At 30.9% G+C, this 20,913-nt stretch carries 24 protein-coding genes; 13 read left to right on the top strand and 11 right to left on the bottom strand.

Annotated features, from left to right (window positions below):
- The first annotated feature begins 483 nt into the window (after positions 1 to 483).
- Entirely contained in the window at positions 484 to 3,519 is a 3,036-nt protein-coding gene (locus QYZ68_RS05370; protein ID WP_301384578.1) for a type ISP restriction/modification enzyme, read from the top strand.
- Positions 3,520 to 4,015: 496 nt separating this feature from the next.
- Here the strand turns inward: QYZ68_RS05370 and QYZ68_RS05375 are convergent, their stop codons facing one another.
- Positions 4,016 to 4,159: a phospho-sugar glycosidase domain-containing protein gene (locus QYZ68_RS05375; RefSeq protein WP_301384579.1), complete on the bottom strand. Its 144-nt coding sequence runs from the start codon at positions 4,157 to 4,159 to the stop codon at positions 4,016 to 4,018.
- Positions 4,160 to 4,176: 17 nt separating this feature from the next.
- Positions 4,177 to 4,308, bottom strand: a complete 132-nt coding sequence (locus QYZ68_RS05380; protein WP_301384580.1) for a phospho-sugar glycosidase domain-containing protein — start codon at positions 4,306 to 4,308, stop codon at positions 4,177 to 4,179.
- Between the two features lie 858 nt (positions 4,309 to 5,166).
- Between QYZ68_RS05380 and QYZ68_RS05385 the strand changes: the two genes are divergently transcribed.
- From QYZ68_RS05385 to bdr (QYZ68_RS05420), 8 genes are all read left to right on the top strand, one after another.
- Positions 5,167 to 5,322 carry a ThiF family adenylyltransferase gene (locus tag QYZ68_RS05385; RefSeq protein WP_301384581.1) on the top strand — a complete coding sequence of 52 codons (156 nt, stop codon included), beginning with the start codon at positions 5,167 to 5,169 and terminating at the stop codon, positions 5,320 to 5,322.
- Positions 5,323 to 5,442: 120 nt separating this feature from the next.
- Positions 5,443 to 5,823 carry a hypothetical protein gene (locus QYZ68_RS05390; protein ID WP_301384582.1) on the top strand — a complete coding sequence of 127 codons (381 nt, stop codon included), beginning with the start codon at positions 5,443 to 5,445 and terminating at the stop codon, positions 5,821 to 5,823.
- Between the two features lie 6 nt (positions 5,824 to 5,829).
- Positions 5,830 to 5,970, top strand: a complete 141-nt coding sequence (locus QYZ68_RS05395) for a hypothetical protein (protein ID WP_301384583.1) — start codon at positions 5,830 to 5,832, stop codon at positions 5,968 to 5,970.
- Positions 5,971 to 6,013: 43 nt separating this feature from the next.
- Entirely contained in the window at positions 6,014 to 6,745 is a 732-nt protein-coding gene (locus tag QYZ68_RS05400; protein ID WP_301384584.1) for an MFS transporter, read from the top strand.
- Between the two features lie 449 nt (positions 6,746 to 7,194).
- Complete coding sequence (locus QYZ68_RS05405; protein WP_301384585.1) at positions 7,195 to 9,105, top strand: site-specific DNA-methyltransferase; 1,911 nt, start codon at positions 7,195 to 7,197, stop codon at positions 9,103 to 9,105.
- On the top strand, positions 9,089 to 11,713 hold the full coding sequence (locus tag QYZ68_RS05410; protein ID WP_301384586.1) for a DEAD/DEAH box helicase family protein: 2,625 nt from the start codon (positions 9,089 to 9,091) through the stop codon (positions 11,711 to 11,713). Before QYZ68_RS05405 ends, QYZ68_RS05410 begins: the two co-directional genes overlap by 17 nt.
- 551 nt (positions 11,714 to 12,264) lie before the next feature.
- Positions 12,265 to 12,405, top strand: a complete 141-nt coding sequence (locus QYZ68_RS05415) for a hypothetical protein (protein WP_301384587.1) — start codon at positions 12,265 to 12,267, stop codon at positions 12,403 to 12,405.
- A gap of 104 nt (positions 12,406 to 12,509) precedes the next feature.
- Entirely contained in the window at positions 12,510 to 12,920 is a 411-nt protein-coding gene (gene bdr / locus QYZ68_RS05420) for a Bdr family repetitive protein (protein WP_301384651.1), read from the top strand.
- Between the two features lie 3 nt (positions 12,921 to 12,923).
- Here bdr (QYZ68_RS05420) and QYZ68_RS05425 read toward each other — a convergent pair whose 3' ends face one another.
- Together QYZ68_RS05425 and QYZ68_RS05430 are read right to left on the bottom strand one after the other, a co-directional pair.
- Positions 12,924 to 13,073: a hypothetical protein gene (locus tag QYZ68_RS05425; protein WP_301384652.1), complete on the bottom strand. Its 150-nt coding sequence runs from the start codon at positions 13,071 to 13,073 to the stop codon at positions 12,924 to 12,926.
- A gap of 262 nt (positions 13,074 to 13,335) precedes the next feature.
- A complete protein-coding gene (locus QYZ68_RS05430; protein ID WP_301384590.1) occupies positions 13,336 to 13,959 on the bottom strand; it encodes a nicotinamidase in 624 nt (207 codons plus the stop codon).
- 399 nt (positions 13,960 to 14,358) lie between these two features.
- Between QYZ68_RS05430 and QYZ68_RS05435 the strand changes: the two genes are divergently transcribed.
- On the top strand, positions 14,359 to 14,625 hold the full coding sequence (locus tag QYZ68_RS05435; protein ID WP_301384653.1) for a hypothetical protein: 267 nt from the start codon (positions 14,359 to 14,361) through the stop codon (positions 14,623 to 14,625).
- A 3-nt stretch (positions 14,626 to 14,628) separates the two neighbouring features.
- Here the strand turns inward: QYZ68_RS05435 and QYZ68_RS05440 are convergent, their stop codons facing one another.
- Positions 14,629 to 15,051, bottom strand: coding sequence for a hypothetical protein (locus tag QYZ68_RS05440; RefSeq protein ID WP_301384654.1), 423 nt, complete (start codon positions 15,049 to 15,051; stop codon positions 14,629 to 14,631).
- Position 15,052: 1 nt separating this feature from the next.
- On the opposite strand from QYZ68_RS05440, the gene QYZ68_RS05445 reads away from it, so the two are divergent.
- Both QYZ68_RS05445 and bdr (QYZ68_RS05450) read left to right on the top strand, forming a co-directional pair.
- The gene (locus tag QYZ68_RS05445) at positions 15,053 to 15,457 is read left to right on the top strand and encodes a hypothetical protein (RefSeq protein ID WP_301384596.1); all 405 of its coding nucleotides are present in this window, start codon (positions 15,053 to 15,055) and stop codon (positions 15,455 to 15,457) included.
- Positions 15,458 to 15,516: 59 nt separating this feature from the next.
- Positions 15,517 to 15,909 (top strand): Bdr family repetitive protein, encoded by a 393-nt coding sequence (bdr, locus tag QYZ68_RS05450; protein WP_301384595.1) that lies wholly within the window; start codon positions 15,517 to 15,519, stop codon positions 15,907 to 15,909.
- Here the strand turns inward: bdr (QYZ68_RS05450) and QYZ68_RS05455 are convergent.
- The 6 genes from QYZ68_RS05455 to QYZ68_RS05475 form a co-directional block, all read right to left on the bottom strand.
- Positions 15,886 to 16,056 carry a hypothetical protein gene (locus tag QYZ68_RS05455; RefSeq protein WP_301384594.1) on the bottom strand — a complete coding sequence of 57 codons (171 nt, stop codon included), beginning with the start codon at positions 16,054 to 16,056 and terminating at the stop codon, positions 15,886 to 15,888. The two genes, bdr (QYZ68_RS05450) and QYZ68_RS05455, sit on opposite strands and share 24 nt — an antisense overlap.
- Positions 16,057 to 16,065: 9 nt before the next feature.
- Positions 16,066 to 17,640, bottom strand: a complete 1,575-nt coding sequence (locus QYZ68_RS05460; RefSeq protein WP_301384593.1) for a protelomerase family protein — start codon at positions 17,638 to 17,640, stop codon at positions 16,066 to 16,068.
- Between the two features lie 198 nt (positions 17,641 to 17,838).
- A complete protein-coding gene (locus tag QYZ68_RS05465) occupies positions 17,839 to 18,210 on the bottom strand; it encodes an OmpH/Skp family outer membrane protein (RefSeq protein WP_301384592.1) in 372 nt (123 codons plus the stop codon).
- 883 nt (positions 18,211 to 19,093) lie between these two features.
- Positions 19,094 to 19,213 (bottom strand): DUF261 family protein, encoded by a 120-nt coding sequence (locus tag QYZ68_RS05910; RefSeq protein ID WP_367317283.1) that lies wholly within the window; start codon positions 19,211 to 19,213, stop codon positions 19,094 to 19,096.
- Complete coding sequence (locus QYZ68_RS05470) at positions 19,203 to 19,541, bottom strand: hypothetical protein (RefSeq protein WP_301384612.1); 339 nt, start codon at positions 19,539 to 19,541, stop codon at positions 19,203 to 19,205. The genes QYZ68_RS05910 and QYZ68_RS05470 overlap by 11 nt, the downstream gene beginning before the upstream one ends.
- A gap of 3 nt (positions 19,542 to 19,544) precedes the next feature.
- Positions 19,545 to 19,928: a hypothetical protein gene (locus tag QYZ68_RS05475; protein ID WP_301384613.1), complete on the bottom strand. Its 384-nt coding sequence runs from the start codon at positions 19,926 to 19,928 to the stop codon at positions 19,545 to 19,547.
- A gap of 534 nt (positions 19,929 to 20,462) precedes the next feature.
- Between QYZ68_RS05475 and QYZ68_RS05480 the strand changes: the two genes are divergently transcribed.
- Positions 20,463 to 20,873, top strand: coding sequence for a hypothetical protein (locus tag QYZ68_RS05480; RefSeq protein ID WP_301384655.1), 411 nt, complete (start codon positions 20,463 to 20,465; stop codon positions 20,871 to 20,873).
- Positions 20,874 to 20,913: the final 40 nt, after the last annotated feature.

A 20,913-nucleotide genomic window follows, 5' to 3' on the forward strand; every position in this document is an offset into this window, starting at 1 on the left:
TTATCTATTTTTAATAGGTATAAATTTAAACTAAGTATGCTCCAATTTGTCTCAACTATAAATGTGAATTTACTTTGACTAAAAATGAAATACTGTAGGCAGGCTTTGTATACACTTATTATTTTTATTTGGCGACACTCTTGTTAATTACCAATTACCGTATTACTAGATAAGAAGTATTTATAGTTGGGATATTGATTATGTTTTTACCAGCAGAGGAGCAAAAACCCCAAAGAGTCTTATTGCCTTTTTATTATTTTATATAAGTAATTACTAATAGAGATATAAGTATGAATATGGTGTGGTGATTTGAGTAGCACTTAAATGTTGCGATTCTCTTGCTGAGAAGGAAACTAGCGCTAAATATAACAGGGATAGAGACCATTACTCTAATGCGGGTAGGACAGTTTTCTTAATGAATGTTGCTTCTCCATTGGGCTTTTAGCAAGTGTTGTCAAACAAGAGAAATACTACCATACTATAATGAATATTATGGATATCAAATATTTAAAATATTTCGAAGAATACGTGGTAAACATAAAGAAGGTTAGTTTAAAAGAAAAAACAGAGTATACAGATCGATTATACTTGCAAAGTTTACTTAATAACATTAGTTGCAGTCCTGTTCTTGAAATTCAGCACGAACCACAAAGAGATAAAGGGGGCTTGGGAGCGCCAGATTTCATCGTTAGAAGTGGGGGGAATATAACGGGTTATATTGAAGTTAAGAAAATTGAGCACAATTTAAATAATATTCTAGAAAGCGACCAAATCAAGAAGTACAAACAACTTTCAAATAATATTGAATTTATTTGGATAAGAAACAAAAATGTCTGTGGGAGAGAAATTCTTTTAAGTAGGCCTGATATAGAAAATACAAAATCAAAAGTTGATAACAACAAGGCAAGTAAGGTATTAAGCATCATAAGGAGCTTTTTTGAACAGCCAATTGAAAAGATAGTAAGTATTGAAAAATTGGCTGGTTTGCTTGCAGAGAGGACAAGAGTTTTAAAGGATTTAATTGAGCTAAATCTGGATTTTAATTTAAAATTAAAAAATCAAAATACTTTAATATCAACATATAACCTTCTTAATGAAAGCATATATAATGGAGCACTCAGTGTTGATGAGTTTTCAGATTCAATTGCTCAAACCATTACGTATGGGTTTTTCCTTGCAAAGCTTAATAGTAGAAATTACACAAGAATAGATTTTTATAATATAGGATATTTAATACCCAGTAATTTTGGACTCATTCAAGATATACTGCGCTTGATATACGACATTGCGATTAATAAAGAATACATTGATATAAGATGGATCTTGGAAGAATTAATCAATATTATCAATAATATTGAGTCAGAAGTACTTTTTAAACAGTTTTCCTTCCTTAGAAATGAGGCTTTAAAGGATAGAGGAGAAAAGGATCCATATCTCTATTTTTATGAAGATTTTTTAATTAAATATGATAGGGAGTTAAGAAAAAGCAAAGGTGTTTATTATACACCCCATCCTATTGTTAATTTTATCGTTAATAGCTTAAATAATGTTTTGAAGTCCGATTTTAACTTAAGAAATGGGTTTGCAAATAGAGAAGAAGTAACGGTGCTAGATTTTGCTACTGGTACCGGTACTTTTTTGCTTGAGGTTGCCAAATGCATACTAAGAGAGGTTCCTCCCCAAAGTGGCAAACAAGAGCAGTACATTAAAGATCATATATTTCAGAACATATACGGATTTGAATATTTAATGGCTCCATATGCGGTTGCCCATTTGAAACTGTCTCAGTATTTAAAGGAAGTCCACAATTTTGAACCTGAAAGAATTAAAAGTGAAGGATTAAGGTTAAAAATCTTCTTGACTAATACTCTTGATTTAACAGAATCAGCAATTCAGGAAAATTTTAAAGCATTTTTACCTGCAATTAGTGAAGAAAATAAATTAGCTAATGAGATTAAAGACAAACCAATTTTAGTAATTCTTGGGAATCCGCCCTATAATGCTGGATCGAGAAATAATAACGACCATATTTTGGGATTAATGAGAGACTATAAAAAAGACTTAGGCGAGCGAACAATAACCGCATTGAACGATGACTATGTAAAATTTATTAGATTTGCAGAGCATAATATCGAAAAGTCTAACAAAGGTTTATTAGGGATTGTCATCAATAATGGATTCTTAGACAATATTACTTTCAGAGTGATGAGATTGCATTTGCTTAAAACTTTTGATGAGATTTACATTATCAATTTGCATGGTAACTCAAGAAAGAGGGAAAAGGCGAGCGATGGGAGTGCCGATGAGAATGTATTTGATATTCAAACGGGTGTTGCAATCAGTATTTTTATCAAGTACCAGGATATAACCAAAAAGAATGATTTTGCTAGAGTTTATTACAAAAGTGTTAGAGGAGCCAGACTGCAGAAATATGAATTTTTGAATAAAAATAATGTATTTAGTATCAGGTTTGAAGAACTTGATACTAAAACACCCTATTACTTTTTTGTCAAAAAGAGTTATGATAATGAGATTGTTTATAATAAAGGGATCTCTTTAAAAGAAATTTTCAATAAGTTCAATGTGGGAATAACAACTTCTAAAGATAGGATAACAATTGATTTCACACAAAAAGAACTTCTAGCTAGACTGAACGAGCTTGCTTGTCTTAGTGAGCAGGATGCAAGGAGTAAATACAACCTAACTAAAGATTCCATAGATTGGAACTTACCAGAGGTACAAAAATCTTTAAAATCCATAAATATTGATGTAGCGTATGTTAAAAAAATAGCTTACAGACCTTTTGATAATAGATATATTTATTACACCGCACGCAAGGGTATTATCTCTAGGCCTAGATATGAAATAATGAAGCACATGTTAAATATTGATCATAATATAGGGATATTATCCACTAGAAGTTTATCAAGTAATAATTTTAAATATTCTTTTGTTTTATCTAATATTGTAGAAAGGGGTTTGCTTTCAAGCGGAACAACTTATTTATTCCCTCTGTTTCTTACAGAAGAACAAAAATCTTTAAAATGCGAAGAAAAAGAACAAAACCTTTCAAAACGTTTAATAAAGGAAAATTTTAAAACGGATTTTAGAAATTATATTGATGCTAAGTATTACAAAGGTTTTGGTGCCCAAGAAATATTAGGATACGTTTATGCCATTCTTAACTCTGATTTATACCGAACAAAATTTATCGAGTTTTTAAAAATTGACTTTCCTAAAATTATTTTCGTAGATAATTGCGTGACATTTGAAAAAATTAGTCATTTGGGCAGAAAGCTTGTTAACCTACATTTACTAAGAGAACACGACGAATTAGATAAAGATGTTGGAATTCATACTTCAAGTGATCGTAGTGAAAATACAACTGTGGGAAAGATAGATTACTGTAGGGAAACCAAGGAGCTTTCCTACAGTAATAATAATAAATTTATAAACGTGCCAGACAGGGTTTATGTAATTTACTATTGGCAGCTATCAAGTACTAAAGAATTACCTTAAACATAGGAAAGGTAGAAAGTTAAGTCTTGATGAAATTGAACACCTTGAAAAGGTTATAAAGATAATACAATGTACTCTTAAATTTCAGGAACAGATTGATTTGATAATTAGTGAGTGTGAGGAATTTGGAAAAGATAATATTTGAGTAAGCTTGGATTTAAATTTATTCATATAGTGATTTGCATAATAATATAATTATCTTTGTTTATATCTTGTCCTCTATAATTAGACCATGTTCTAGTTCATCTTTAAACAAACAAGATCATCAATGGCCTTATCAGGATAAGTATCAATATTAACATTTTTACTAGCTATGAGTTAAAGGGCACCAATATGTTGTACCTAAACTATACTAAAGGCTAGAGACCTGCACGAGATTTAAATTTACTGAGTTTTAATCTAAAGTTTGAAAATCGACCTCAATTACAATACTACAAACAACAAGGGTGTTATTTAAATTAAATATGAGTAACCTCATATAGATATAGCAATCATATTAATTATTATTCATTTCTATGATTTTAAATTTTTCCCAAGCTCTTATCTCATCAAGAAGATATAATTCCTCCTCGTGTATTCTGCCAACCACATTAACAAGTCCATTATTAGGAGTGTTCTTAAGGGCTATTGAAGTTCCCAACCATACCCTAAATACTGTCAAGAATCTATTAATATATCTCCTCGTTTGATTTCATCGGGAAAGTGTGGGGTGAAATTTATATCTTTGTAATATACCCTTGGCATGGTTGACAGAATCCTGTAAGGAGTAATATCTCCTCTATTAACCACAAATCTCCTTGTTCAAAGTACAACAGGAAACCTATTATCCGAAATCATTATAAGTGTGTTTAGACCTCTTCTATATGTTAGTGATACTCTGTCTTAAGTCAAGAAAATAATGTGAAATAAGGAACATTTTAACTGTTAATTGGGGGACAATAAAAATTAGTTTCAATAGTAAGAATACTTATTAAATGAACAATCAATGCAAAAAAACTAGTAACTACCTTACAAAACAAAATAAGAGAATAACCAAATAATTATTATTAAACACAAACCAACAAGATATATTGATATTGCAACTCCTATGATTTACACCTATTCTACTAGGTACAATTAAGAATATATATAATATGCTTTATATTAAATACAATGGAGGTTATTGCTATGCATGGAAACATTTTTAATTAGTTCTTAACTTTATTAAGTTTAGGTGTGCTAAGTTGGTTAGCTTTAACCAGTTGGTGCGCATAAATTTAAGTACCAAATGACATGATAATGACTTACATAAAAAATCCAACTTCATTTTTTAATAAATCTACTTCAGGAAATCTTGTTAATTTAGTTTAATTTCAAATTAAGGTAGATAATAGTCTTTTTGAACATTTACTTGATATTGCGATATTTGCGAAAAACAAAAAAACATATGAAGAATTAATATTGTTTGCTAATGAAAATAATATTAGTGTAGAAACCATTAAATTAGCATTAAATAACAAGGTATTAATTTCTTTTTACAAATATCCTTCAAATAGTGTGTACTTAAAAAATAAATCTTTTTAAGATCTTTTATTAGCACAGCCCGAAAATTTTAATTTAGGAAAAGAACATATTGTTATAATTGGATGTGGTGGTATTGGAAATTTCATGACTTATTCTCTTTCTAATTTAGGACTAGGATTTGTAACCTTTGTAGATGAAGACAAAATAGAGGAATCCAATTTAAATAGACAGTTTTTATTTAGTTACAATGATATAGGCTCTAATAAAGTATATGTAATTGAGAAAAAACAAGATCATTAAATAAAACTATCCAAACTAAGGCGCATAAAAAAAGGTTTCAAAAAAATTATTGGAGAGTATTTTCAGTAACTCAAAGATTAGACCATCCTTAATAATATTTCAGCAGATGATGATTACTGTTTGCCTTTAGTTAATGAATTTTGTATTAAATATTCAATTCCATTTATAAATGTTGGCTATCTTAATGATTTTTCAATTATTGGTCCATTTTATATTCCTAATATCTCATCTTACTATTACTGCGCTGACATTGGGGTTGTAAAAATATCATCCTGTAAAATAGAAGAAAAAATAATATTGGCCAATAAAGATTATCAAGCTCCTTCTTTTTTTACCAATAATGCAACTGCATCAAGTATGGCCATTATTGGTATAGTGTATTACTTCGGAGACGAATATAAAAGTATCAATTCTTTAAATAAGAGAATTGTTATTAGCAACCATGATTTCCCATTTCACTTTATTAACATCAAGAAAAAACAAATTTTGTGGAGGCAGTAAAGATTTATGATAAAGCATGAGCATGAAAAATATTATTTCTTTTCGTTGTTTTTATCAGAATTTGCAAGAACACTTCCCCACGCAGTTCTGACCATTATTTTAATAAATAAGGGTTTAGCGTTAAAAGATATTTATTTTAATAAATAAGGGTTTAGCGTTAAAAGATATTGCCATAATACAAGTATGCTATATGCTTGCAATTATTATCTTTGAATTTCCCTCGGGTATAATTTCGGATATTTTTGATAGAAAAATCGTTTACTTAATGTCTATCTTTTTACCAATGGTTTCTTATTTTATTATTTTCAAAGCGTCTTCATTTGTTGTTCTTTGTATTGCATGGTTTATATACGGAATGTCATCTGCGGTGAGTACTGGTACAATTGATATTAGTTTTAATTATATATACCAAAATAACTTAAAAAAATTAAAGTCATTCATATCATCTAGAAAGATAATTTTAAGCATTGGTGCTATCTTAGGCGGATACATAGGTAGCATCTTGTTTTTACGCATTGACGTTAAAATATATGTTATTTCATTATTTTTATATTTAGCATCTTCCTTCGTTACAATTCTTTTCATATCAAGTGATAAAAATACAGATTATCAATACAATAAAGAAAATACCATACTGTATCTTGTAAAGTTCAAGAAAAATATAATGGGATTTTTAAAATCTAGAGTGCTCTTAGGGTTATTTATCTTAATTAGTGCTATTCAGTTCTTCTTTCAACCCTTTTATTTATACTGGCAGGTGATTTTTACTGATAAAAATATACCTATTAGTATATTCGGAATCATATATATATTATTCCGAATATCAGATATTATAGGAGCATGGATATTTAAAAATATTAAACATTCAAAATATAATATTTATATTACGCTTAGTGTTATCAATATGTTCTGTCTTGTCTAATTTTATTAGTGCCATAAACATACTTGTTTTACTAATACTTATTTTCTGTGCTCTATCCACTATAGTGACATACAAATTTAAAGATAATGAAAAGAGCTATTAACTGACCGACACTATCTTTTATGGGTGATGATTAAGGACTTTTTCAATCACTTCACTAATCTTGTCAACTTATGCTACAGGATTTTACTATGTCCTTATACTTTATATGTGAAAGCAAGACTTCTCATATTTCTTGAAATATGTAAACTACATATAGTTATACTACCCCATCACTTGTACTACCAGTGACATTCTATTAAAAAAAGAGGATTACCATCAAGAATATTAAAATGACAAAAACAGCTTTCACGGTTCATTTGTTGTTTTGATTATTTTTCTAAATAATTCTCTATTATAATGAGCTGATGAGCATAGTAACTTTTCGATGTAAATAGAAAGAGGTGAAGATGAATCTGGAGAAGTTAGAACAATATTTGAAGAGTTTTGAAAGTGTTCTTGATAAGAATAAGGTTTTATTAAAATCAGTGATAATCGATCTTGTTAACGAAGAAAATGAAGAATTTATTGAATTTTTATTTCAAAATGAAGAAATACAAAAAGAATTTTTTAAGGAAATAAAGGGTGCTGTTTTATTTAGAGCAAGACATTTTAAGGCATACTTACTTGAAAAAAATTTTCTGTCAGATAGTTATACTGAATATAAAAATAAAATAGGTCTTTCTATTGATAATTCTTTTCTTGAGGACATTGCGCATAAAAATATAGTAATTAATTTTCCATTTAAAGATTGTATCCTTGAAGGTGGGATGAGCCGTGAAGAAAAATCAAGAAAAGAGGTCTATTTAAATGAAATCCTTGCTAGTGAGGACATTCATGTTTTAAAAGAACCCAAAGTCATTACCAATGTCTTAAGGGTTGAAGTAGAAAATTTTATAGGAAATACGGATGATGTTCCTAGTTGTCAGCTAGCTATAATTAAGAGTAAAACTAAGGAATTTAGAAAGAATGACAATTTATTGATTAAGGGTAACAATTTGATGGCACTTTATTCTTTGCTTCCAAAATTTAGAGGAAAGGTTAAGCTTATTTATATAGACCCTCCGTACAATACTAGAAATGATAGGTTTGCGTATAATGATAATTTTAATCATTCTACTTGGCTAGTATTTATGAAAAACAGATTAGAAGTAGCAAAGCAATTGCTAAGAGAAGACGGTGCAATTTTCGTTTCAATTGATGACAATGAACAAGCTTATCTTAAAGTATTAATGGATGAAATTTTTGGAAGAGATAATTTTATCCATAATATAGTTTGGGAAAAAAAATACTCTCCTGCTAACGATTCTAGATGGATTAGCGCTACTCACGATATCATAATTTTGTACTCTAAAGAAAAACATTGTTTAAAGCTAAATCTTTTAGAAAGAACTGATAAAATGAACGCAAGATATCTGAATTACGATGATGATCCTAGGGGGGAATGGAAACCAGGAGGTTTTTCGGTTAAAACATATACTAAATCTTATGACTATCCAATAGAAACCCCAAGTGGCAAAATTGTTTACCCACCAAAAGGATCTTGTTGGCAGACATCTAAAGATAGGTATATAGAATTATTAAAAGATAATAGAATATATTTTGGTAAAAAAAAGGAATCAAAGCCTCAAATTAAGCAATTTTTATCCGAAGTTAAACAAGGTGTAGTACCTAAAACAATATGGTTGCACAATGAAGTGGGACATAATCAAGTTTCTAAAGTTGAAATACAAAATCTGTTTCAGGATAAGGTTTTTTCTACTCCGAAACCAGAGGCTTTATTAAAGAGAATAATAGAAATTAGCACATCACCAGGAGATATAGTGTTGGATTTTTTTGCAGGAAGTGGAACAACTGGAGCGGTTGCTCACAAGATGGACAGGCGATGGATCTTAGTTGAACAAATGGATTATGTTAAAAAAATAACTAAGGTGAGACTAGAAAAAGTATTAGAGGGTGAGCAGGGAGGTATCTCAAAGGATTTAGAATATAAAGGAGGAGGATCGTTTGTCTATCTTGAGCTTAAAGCCTACAATGAAGTGTATAGAGACAAACTATTAAATGTCAATACAAAGGAAGAGATTATAAGAGTAGTAGAAGAAATGAAAAGTAATGCTCTCCTTAGTTGGCGCAGGCAGTTTGACAAGTTAGATAAAATCGAGTGCCTAGAAAATCCGGAATATTTCAAAAAGGTTATAATTGAGGAAATTTTGGATAAAAATATGTATTATGTCCCTGTTGCAGAAATGGAGGATGCTACGTACAACGTGAGTGAAGAAGACAAAGCTATTACTAGGGAGTTCTATGGACAAAAGTATTAACACAAACTTACTTCAAGAAAATCTTGAGAAAGAATTTGGTACTAGAAATATTATCAATGTAAAGACTCCTTATTTTATTAAAGAGAATTTAAGGCATGGTTTAAGAGGATATCAGGAAGATGCATTAAAATATTTTATTGCCTATGATAAGGATTATGTTAAAGATAAAAACTTAAGGTTTCATGTGCTTTTTAATATGGCAACGGGAAGTGGTAAGACTTTAATGATGGCTACTTTAATTCTTTATCTTTACGAGAAAGGGTACAGGAATTTTTTATTTTTTGTAAATTCATCCGGCGTTATTGAGAAAACTAAGTGTAATTTTTTGAATCTAAGTTCCAATAAATATTTATTTAAAGACAAAATTGAAATAAAAGGAAAACAAGTTGAGATAAGAAATGTATTAAATTTTCAGAGTTGTTACGACACAGATGCAATTAACTTATGTATTACTACTATCCAAAAACTCCACTCTGACATAATTATTGAGAAGGAAAACAAGATTACCATGCTTGATTTTAAAGACACTCCTATTGTATTAATAGCAGATGAGGCTCATCATTTTAATACAGAAACAAAGTCTATGCAAAAAAATATGGATTTTGGAAACATAAAACCTAACTGGGAAAATACAGTTATGAATATTTTTAATGTTAATGATAACAATATTCTACTTGAATTTACGGCGACCATTGACCTTAAGAATTCTTACATCAAAAATAAGTATTTGGATAAAATTATATTTCAGTACGATCTTAAGAAATTTAGGGAAGATAAATATTCGAAGGAAATAAAGATTCTAAAGTGTTCTTTATCAAATAAAGAATTAATATTACAAGCTATTTTAGTTAGTCAGTATAAACAAGATATTGCTATAAGAGAGGGTAAGATAGGCCCTTTTAAACCCGTAATACTTTTTAAATCTCAAAATATTGAAAAATCCAATGAAAATAATAGGCTTTTTAATGAAATTGTTGACAAGCTTTCTTTTAAAGACATCGAAGATTTAAGGTTAAAGACAGTAGATGATGAAGATAACATAATAAAAAATATGTATATTTATTTTAAAAACAGCTATCTATCTTTAGATGATTTAATTGATAAACTTAAAAGTAATTTTCGACAAGAAAGAACTTTAAATATGAATAATGACTTAAACAAAGATATTGATAAGTTAACGAGTAAGGAAAAAGCAGCTGTTTTAGATCACAGCCATAAGTTAAATTCTTTAGAAGAAAATGAAATAAGAGCTATTTTTGTCGTAAATAAGCTTGATGAAGGTTGGGATGTCTTAAACCTTTTTGATATAGTAAGACTTTATGAAACTAGAGTGGGTACCGATAGAATTAATCATAGTACTGTATCAGAAGCACAACTTATCGGGAGGGGAGCTAGGTATTATCCTTTTGAATTTGATGAATATGATAAATACAAGAGAAAATTTGACGATGAGGTGGAAGATAATGAGCTTAAGTTGCTTGAGACTCTACACTATCACAGTTTTTATGATTCTAAATTTATTAATGATTTAAAACGAGAATTAAAGGATCAAGGCCTTATAGAAGACGAAAAAGTTTATAATATCCCTTTCCATCTTAAAAAAGATTTAAATATTAAACCTTATATCTATACTAACAAGAGAATGAAAAGAATTTCAGAAGATTATATTAAAATGACGGAGGGGTCAAAAGGCAAGATTGAATACTTTGAATACAAGATTAAGAGTGGGATCGTTGAAGAGGAATTGCTTTATTCAGAAGATGACCCCAATGCATTAGATAGTAGCTGTTCTTTATTATTGTCTAAAATAGATGTAAATATCATAAGAAATGCTTTCTTATCGAAAGGCATTTCTTTTGATAAGGTAAAAAAATATTATAACTTATCCTCTATGAAAGAATTTATAAAAGATTATTTGGGTAATTTCTATATTAGGTTTATTCAAAAAAAGAAAACAAAGCCAGATATAAGAAATAAAGATATATTAGATGCCATTAGTGATAAGATCATTCCTTTCGTTTTCAAACTGCTGAATGAAAATGAAAAGCTGTCTTATTGTGGTTCCACAGAATGGAAGAGTGACCCTTTTAAAAATTTCTTTGGTAACCCTAAGGTCTTAAAGAGATCAAAAAAAAGTGAGTACGATAGTGCTAAGGAAATGGAGGAGTATTTAAAGGACAAGTCATGGTTTGTTCAAAATACAATAGATGCTACAAGTTATGAAAAAAAGTTTATAGAAGATTTTTCTAATGATATATGTCCTGAACTTAAAACAAAATTTAATACAGAAAAGATATTTTTAATTAGAAATGAATTGCAAGTTCCCATTTATGACTACAGAGAAGGAAGAAAGTTTTATCCTGATTTTTTGCTCTTAATATCTGGACAGCTAACTCATCAAATATTTATTGAAATAAAAGGCGAGCTTTTTAAGGAAAAAGATGAATGGAAAGAAAAATTTTTAATAGCAATAAAAGATGGAATAACCAAGGTAGATAAACTTGATTGCAATATAGGAAATGAACACGACATAAGAGGATTGCAATTTATAGACGATAACACCAGTCCAGAAGAAATTTTGACATGGATTCATGAGGTTAATCAATAAATTAAAACACTCTGATTCAATTTCTTAATGAAAAATAAGAGAACGTTAAGAAAAACTATAGCCTTATAAATTGTGTATTCCTGGAATACATTTTTTCTGAGTTTGCTACACTCAACTATTCATATAGCAAAGTACGGCACAAGGTCGTAGTTTTGCCCATAGGAGTGGGCAAAACCCACAATAGCGCTTGAAGTGTGTTAGCTTAGATGCCCTATAACTAAAAAGGATAATGATGCGTCATTGTTTAGATACACTAAATCGGCTGTAAATTACGGTTTTGTAAAGCTATTTAAGTCATTTATTGACATTTACGATAAGAGAGAACAAGCATAATGGACTATGGGAAATAAGAAGTTATTATACAAATACTGTTTTTGATTTTAGATGTGGTTTCTCCACTCATAATTTAAACCCCTGCCTTTTAATTTTTCCTTCTTGATTTTAATCCATATGTCTAAATGTAGTCTGTAGTGATGATAATGTAAAAGATAAGATAAAGTCACTTGAGGAAAAGCTAGTTGCATGCGCAAATGAGTTTAGAGTTAAGATAGATGGACTTTATACTAAAGATGGACACCGCTAAGAGTGAACTAGTGAACTTATTGAGATGGGGGGAAGTAAGAAAAGAGCTTAATGACAGGATAGATAAACTAGACGCTAGGATATATTCTGTTAGGAGTGATAGAAGATAAGATAGTAAACTAGACGGTAGGATAGAGATAAACTTGGTGGTAAGATATAGAAAGTAAAGGGGGTTTATATCTATACTTACTGTTGGTTATGAGGGGGGGGTTGTATGAATACAGTAGAACGTGTTTCCGATTATGATTATGTAAGACAAGTATTTCTAGATAAGGGTTTTCCAGAAGAGGTTATTCAGTACGTATTAATACGCAATGCTAATTATAATTATGAGAATTTACGAATTAGGATGTCTGCTCTTGAAGATCAGATGGTTGCCATTAGGAATGCACTAGAGAAGGTTGATGGGAAAATAGAAAGTGTTAGAAGAGAGCTTGTTGTAGAGATAAAAGAAAGCAGAAATGAGCTTAATGGAAAAATAGATAAACTAGACGAGAAAATAGAAAGTAAGATTGATAAGTCGATAGGAGCAGCGATAAGACCGCTTTACTGGATATTTGGGTTTATATCCACATTTACTGTTGGTGTTTTCGTAGCATTGCTCACGATACTTTTCAAGCAGTAAATATCATCTACTAGCTACTCTTGCCTTATGCATTTCATATGTTGATAAGTAGTTGGGATTGAAAATGATCTTACCCTGTATTTCTTTTAAGTTTTCTTTAATAATAGATTCTAGTATTTTAAATTTTTCTTTATCAAACTTGTTTCCAGTCATGTTTTTGTTTCCAGTTGCGTTGGAATTAAATGTCGCCTCTAGTGATTTATATTTAAGAACATTTTTAATATTTTCTCTTTGAAATTTTTACTTTGATTTTATACCTTTTGATACATAACAGGGTTTACAAGCTCACCATTATGGGTGTTAGTCTCTGTGTGATTATCTTTTTTAGAGAAAAGGCGACCAAAGGGATTTAGGTAGAATTTATAGTTGTGGAGTTCAGTTACCTTTGCCCTTGGGGGCTTTATGCGTCGAAGTTTCATAGGGGTAGTTGAAGCATGTCGGGTATTTGCTTTGATGTGCAGGTTAGGATCCCTAGTTTTTTGAGTTCTTTTATTGTAGCTTTAGGGGAGGGAGATATGCCTCTTACGGTGTCAGCAACCAAATATGACCGTAGGCCTAGACTGTGGGCGTCAATTATTGTCGCCTTAACACAGAAGTCCAGTGCCAAACCTGCCACAAAGACCGTATCGATGGAGTTGGACCTAAGGTAGGCAAGGAGACCCGTTTGAGTTTTTTTGGTGTGGTCATCGTAGAATCCACTGTAGCTATCAGAGTTTTTGTTCTGGCCTTTGAAAAAGACGGCTTTTATTTTTTCGGTATTTAGATCTTTCGGAAAATCTGATCCCCATGTGTTTCGAATACAATGCACGGGCCAACCTTTATTGTTATTGTTTGTTAGGAAGCTTGTGTGGTTTTCGCAATGCCAGTCTTTAGTGGCGACAACATGAACAAAATAGCTTTGAAGTTGATTTAATAAAGGAATAATTTCGTTACCTTGGGGTACAGGGAGGGCACCTGATTCCAGGAAGTCGTTTTGAATATCTACTAAAACCAGTGCAGAATTCTTTAAAATAAAATTAAATTGGGGGATGGTACTCATGGAATTAATTATATCTAAAATTGTGTCGTGATGATAACTAAGGTGGAGATTTATTAGATAAATTAATATGAATAAGATATCATTACTAAAATAGCTCAAATAAATTTTATTTACTTGAGCTATCTATCTGTAGTTTCTCTTAAGTTTATCTTAAAGGAATAGAGAATAAAGCTTTAAACCACCCCTATAACTGTAAAATAGGTACATGCTTAAGATTAAAAAAATCAGATTAATTAGCCCCATATGATGACTTTTGTATAGGAAACTAACTGATGAAACATATATGTCTTTCAAATAAAAAGCTGCACACCAGTGAATAGCCACCGAGGTGCGACTGAAGAATTACACTAAGTAGCAACTAAACCAGTGAAAGGAAGCAAACAGTGTCAAAATATGAGATTGAAAGATAGTTTATTAGTTAAAATAGAAAGTGTTAGAAATGAGCTTAATGGCAGAATAGATAAACTAGATGAGAAAATAGAAAGACTGGATGAGAAAATAGAAAGACTAGATGGGAAAATAGAAAAACTAGACGAGAAAATAGAAAGTAAGATTGATAAGTCGATAGGAGCAGCGATAAGACCGCTTTACTGGATATTTGGGTTTATATCCACGTTTACTTTTGGTGTTTTCTTAGCATTGCTTACGATACTTTTCAAGCAGTAAATATCATCTACTAGCTACTCTTGCCTCATGCATTTCATATGTTGATAAGTAGTTGGGATTGAAAATGATCTTACCTTGTATTTCTTTTAAATTTTCTTTAATGATAGATTCTAGTATTTTAAATTTTTCTTTATCAAACTTGTTTCCAGTCGTGTTGGAATTAAAAGTTACTTCCAGTGTTTTATATTTAAGAACATTTTTAATATTTTCTCTATTAATTAAAAGAGCATGCAGTATTGTAAAGAGCACCTCAGAGTATTGTTTTGATTTAAGTTTATGAAGTAGCATTTTATGCAGGTCAGGTATTATAATCCCTTTTATAACAAAATCCTTGTAGTATTCATCCCCGTTCTCTTGTATTACCGTAAACCCGTCTTCAGCCTCCGCTAGCTCTCTTGAATGTATTACATTCTCCTGAGTTATCATTGTGGCCTCTTTAAGTTTGTCGATTGATGCGACAATGACTTGTATTATTTTTTTAAATCTAACTTTTGATAAGGTTTTTGCAGCATCAAGTGACTGTATGAGTAGGTCTGGGTATAAGAAGAAGAGTGTCAGTGCAGATCAAGTTTCAGTTGATGTTGGTGCGCGTAAGGTTGCAATTAAGAATAAGGATTCTAGCACTAAACTCATCCTAGAGAAGATTAACAAAAATGTTAATACTCTTCGTGATGAGATTAGAACAGGTTTGGATGTAAGTGTAACACTTACAAGTACGGCCACAGTAGGAGAAGTTGCAATGGCTGTAACCACTCCTGTTAGAGGTACGGCTAGTAAAAATATTAATACTGATACTTATCCTGACAAGGCCATTGATGATCTATTTGTTTAAAGATGAAAGAGATTAGTATGTTAAAATTAAGCTAGGGTGTGGCAGGTAAGGAGTTTTGGGTGAGTAATCTTGCGCATGAGCGATTACCGGAATATGAGGAAGTAAAGCAAGCATTTCTTGATAAAGGATTTTCTGAAGCAGTATTTCAGTATGTCTTAGTTCGCAATTCTAATTATAGCTATGATAATTTGCAAGTTAGAATGACTGTTCTTGAGAAGCAAATGGTAGCTCTTAGTGGGGATGTGAAGAAAGGCATTGACAAGTTAGATGCTAAGGATGGTGCAGGTAGGAGTGAGCTTAAGGGTGATATTAAGGCTAAGATTGAGGAACTTAAGACTGAGCTTAATGCCAAGATTCTAGTAAGTGAGAAATCGATTAGGGAAGTGATGTACCCGATTTATTGGGTGTTAGTGCTTACTTATAAAGGATTAAAGCGTAGTGGAACTCATTAGCATAAAGACTCGCTTGAATAAGTAGAGATTGCGTGGCTTGATATTAATTACTTGCTTTCCTTCATGCTCAAGATTTTCTATGATCTGGTTAATAGCATTTGATAAATCTTCAGAACTATTAAAACTTCCAGTAGTCATTACTCTCATAAACTCTCCTTAAAGTGATTCTTTACTTTGCGACTTAATCTTATACTTAATAAGAACAATTTCCTTGCTAAGAAGCTTAAATAATGCCTTGTAACGAGCTTGAGTCAACTTAGGAAACTTTTCTTTTATATTCTTGTATTCAAGTACGTCAATAAGAATAGCCTTGCTAAGTAAAACCTTTTCTAGTATAAAGGATAAAATAGCAGAGTTCTCACCAATGGTGTCTTTACTCTTAAATGGGAGTTGTTTGTTAAGTCTATCAACCTCTTCGGGAATAAGTGTGTTCTTAAGGAAATCTTTATCAGCGGAAGGCGTGTTCTTAATACCAGCAATCTTCACTTCGCCTTTTTTATCAAGACCAGTAAAGTGATCAAAGAACTCCTTAATCATTTTTCCATTAGATTTAACATTATACCCATTCTGAGCTAGTATTTTTCTAAATTCATATTTAAGCTCCTTTATGTTGAAAAGCTTGCCGTTGTTGTTAAAGGAGTCAATGGCTACGATCATAGATTCTTTAAATGAGTCAAAGGTCTTAGCACGCATGATCTTTTTTTGGTTAGTTATTTTAGGATTAAGAGAAGATTTACAAAGCCAAGCAAGCATTTTTTTACTTATTTCCAGTTTTCTATTTTGTTTAATATATGCAATTTTAAGATGTAAGTCAGTAAGAACAAGAGATCTGGTTAGTTTAAAATCCCTATAGCTTTGAGAAGCCGACTCATCATTAACATGCCCCAGAATCTCGGCAACTCTTGGGAGTATTTCTTTACTCCCCAGCGTATCATTAAAATAGCCTTCACGTTTTAAGATAATGGCTGTATAAATAACTCTGAAGTCAGAAGTAGTAAATTTGGAATCAAATAGTTTAGCAATCGGGTTCCTGAGCATATTGTTAATTTCAGTCTCCCGAAACTCATTATCTTCCCAACGCTCTCTTAAGTCTTTATAAAGCGCGGTGCTTGTAAAGGTATTGTATGCATTAAGAAATAGTGACCTCGGTATAGTTAAAGGTATTGGATAAGGTGTATTAAAGCGTTTAGGATCTTTAGTTTTAAGCTGGCCTTGGAATAAAACCGTGTATTCATCTTGATCATCATCACTAAAAGATCCAACGATAACTTCTAAGCGTCTTCTACCCGAAGCAAGCAGGATCCCTAGATAAAGGAACTCAAATCTATGTGAAAGTAGGAGCTCTTTAGTAAGAGTTAATATTTCAGTTTGATTAAAAGATTGCTTGTGTATGTTGCGTTCTTTAGTTTTAGTAAGTGTGTCTTGTGCAAGCTGGTTGTATTCGTCTCTTGATAGCTTAAAGTAGTTAAGTATTGGATGCTCTTGATTGAAGTCCCTAATAGTCTTTCTTATCTTTGTGATAGTGACTTTAACATAATGAGGAGAGTATGTAGAATTACCTTTAAGAAGATTTAAAAATGCTTTGGCTCGTCCATTAAGTTTAAGTTTATAAGTTTTAGCGTCAATAATGCCATTATGTAGATATGCATCAAGAGAGCGTATTTCTTTAATTAGATTTTCAGTGAAATTATTCAGATTAGAAACATTGCCACTATGGGTATTCTTGGTCATTATGAGCTCCCTTCTAAATTGTTGATTAGGAGATATCAATTAACGTATTCAAACGTGTAATACTCGTGTTTAACGCTTATTTATTATAATACTACAGCGTTAAGATATCAATATAGTTATATCTTTTAGATTGAATGCAGTAATGTTAATGAATATTTGAAGAATTTGTATCTACATTTACTGTTATTGCAATACATGCTACGTTTTTTTATTTGTTTTTACACAATGGCAGTTATGAAAACATTTAGGACATCCCTTTTTAAGGGGTTGTTCTGTTATGTCATTGTCTTTATCTTTATTTATTTCTTTGACAAATTTTTCTGTTTTCTCGTTTATCTTTTCTAGTTCTTCGTTTACTGCTTTATCGATTTCTTTGGCAAATTTTTCTGCTTTCTCGTTTATCCTTTCTATTTCTTTATCTTTTGTTTTTTCGTCTATTGTTCTAGGAGAATTACAAAGGCAGTTATACAAGCAAGTAGAACAATCATCTTCTTTTTTACCAAATTCTCTGCAGGCACAAACTTGAATAGCTAGAGATAAAATGAAGAAACAGGTTATTGAGGGACTCATATATCCTCCTTCTTACGTAAGTAGTAAACAGGTGGAGCATGCCTCCTTTCCTTATGGAGGCATGTTAATTAAGCAGTTAATTGTTGCATATACAGTTAAACCAGCAATTATTGCAACTACCAGCAAATGAAGAAAGTGGAACTGCTACTGTTAAAGCTAAAATTAGTAGAATGGTTTTAAAACCCACGGTATACTCCCTTATTAATATTTAAAAACTTAATTAAAGCAGTACAGTTAAATCTGTTAATATGATATCATACTACGATACATTTTGCTTTAAATTGACCTTTAATAAGAACAATATTTCTGTCTGGTACCTTATGTCTCCGCTTACTTAAATTTGGGAACACTTGTGTTTTAGTAAATCAAACAGGAGTACTAGATTAGCTCTATTAAGATTAGAAATCTTATTGCTATGGTCATTATTATCCATTATAAGATCTCTGCTAAATTGGAGATTAAATATTAAACCCAGCATCTAAACAGTAATTAATGTCTTCAAATATATAATAATTGGTTTTAAAGCCAGATTTATTATATTACTATAGTACTAATATGTCAATATAGTTATATCTTTTAGTATAAATGAGTAGTCTTTATTCTTAAAGATAAAAAACTAAAAAATTGGGACAATAAACTTAAGTTTATTTGTTAAATATAAATATATGTATGCAAATATAGGGATAAGATATATAATAAAGTGACATGTTTTAATAATAGAAAGATAACAATAAAGATACACAACAACTAAAACAATATACACAAGTTAGACTAGAATTAAGGGTGCCCATGCACTCCCATCGGGTGCACCCATTATCAAAACAATTATTACTAATATTTACTAATTCCTCTCCAATCTGATTTAAAACTCTTCTATGGTTGCCTACACATATTCAAATACAATTTTTTTAAAATAAAAAACCCAATAATGAAGAGACAAGAGATAGCAGCCCCATTCTCTTATTTTGAAAAACAATCTCTGGTCGTCTTGTCTAACCTTCATTGCCTTCTCCACGACAAGCAGCTCTCCTACCCCCTGATACAATTCTCCTCTTATCCTCTCCTCTTGTTACAAACCCCTTACTCACTTTCCCACCAATGCCAGCACCAAAAAACCCAAGACCACCAATAAACATAGTCCCTGCCAAATCGGGAATTGCACTTCCCCTTAGCAGGCATATTCCTGCTAAAGCTATTGAACTTATTACAGAAATGTAGGTTATAATAAGCCCGTGTTTTGCTATCTGTTTGGTCTGTGACTCCTCTCTACTCTTAGTGGACCTAACTTTGTTCACACTACACGACCTAATTTTGTTCACTATTTTCTTCACTAGCTACACCCAACCAAGCAGTTTAAGAGTTCCATACAACGCAGTGACCACTGCTGAGACTTTTAAAATAAATGTTCCAATATTGTTAAACGTGTGAAAAGAAATATTTGTTCTCTTGATGTTTTCAATCTCATCAAACAGCTTTCTGTAGTATGCACGCATAAGCCGGTCTTGTTTGTCTAGACGAGCAATAACAAGACTTGAAAAACTTGCAGACTTGCATTCAATATCTTTTTTAAAATTCTCTTGATTGGACTCAAGAACACACATTCGTCCAAGCAAACCATTCCCGTTCTTAGTAAGGTTGGGGTTAAACCCTAAGTATGTTCGTATGTAAGATACTTGTTCCGATAATTTGCCTAAATCAACAACCTCTGTTTCTACCAAAATAAAAAGTCTTGTTTAAGGAACTAAAGATTTATTAAAGAATTATTGCTCAAGTCGATCAGTGCTAGATGTATTTTAGCATAAATTTGTTTATTTGTCAACCCCTATTGCCTTTTTTTAACTGGAAATTATGGCTACACCTCAAAACGATAATTAAGAACTATTTTGATTGCTCAAGCCTACTCAGAGATTATCATTCTCATTTGTCATACAATCGTTATCATTGTTCTTAAGTCTGCAGTAGGCTTTTGTAAACAATTCTTACATCGACTTCATACTCTAGCAACAATACGCATGCTCCTCTCCTCAATAAAACACCCAAAACGCTTAAAATAATAAACTTCTTATCGAGAAATAAGGCATGCTCAAAGATTAAGTAAAAGGAATTACTTAGCTTCTATTAAACTTTATTGCATTTATCAATACAAATAACCAAAACAGAGTATTTTTTTATTCAATGGAATTTTATCTTAGAGCAACAATATATTTAAAATTAGAATCAACACTTAAAACTCAGTAAAAAGGATGGACGTTATGCTGATAATTGCAAAATTAAAATTTTATAAACTAAATGAGGTTAAAAATATTCTAGAAGAGATCTACAAACTTCCCTACAGCGAAAGTTATCTTTATAAAGCTTTTACAAGAATAGGCGCTACGGTTCAAATAGGAAGGAACCATTATATTTTAGAAGAATTGGTTAAGTATCTATTCGTAGAAGAAATAGACGACCCTATAAACCTATCAGCAGTTAGGAAAAGAGTTAAAGAGATAAAAAAGATAACGCTTAGGAAAGTAAATATTGAGCAAATAAGAATATCAAACAGAAGAGCTAAGAAAAAAATCAATATAGACGATAGAGAACAAATGAAACAATCACAAGAGAAAAGAAAAAAAGAAATCATTAAGCGAATTAACAAAAACCTATGCATTATTTGTACTTAATGCCTTTTAATACATTAAAATCAAATTAAATACTCTAAAT

The organism is Borrelia sp. P9F1 (assembly GCF_030436115.1).
In the GTDB taxonomy this organism is placed as follows: Bacteria; Spirochaetota; Spirochaetia; order Borreliales; family Borreliaceae; genus Borrelia.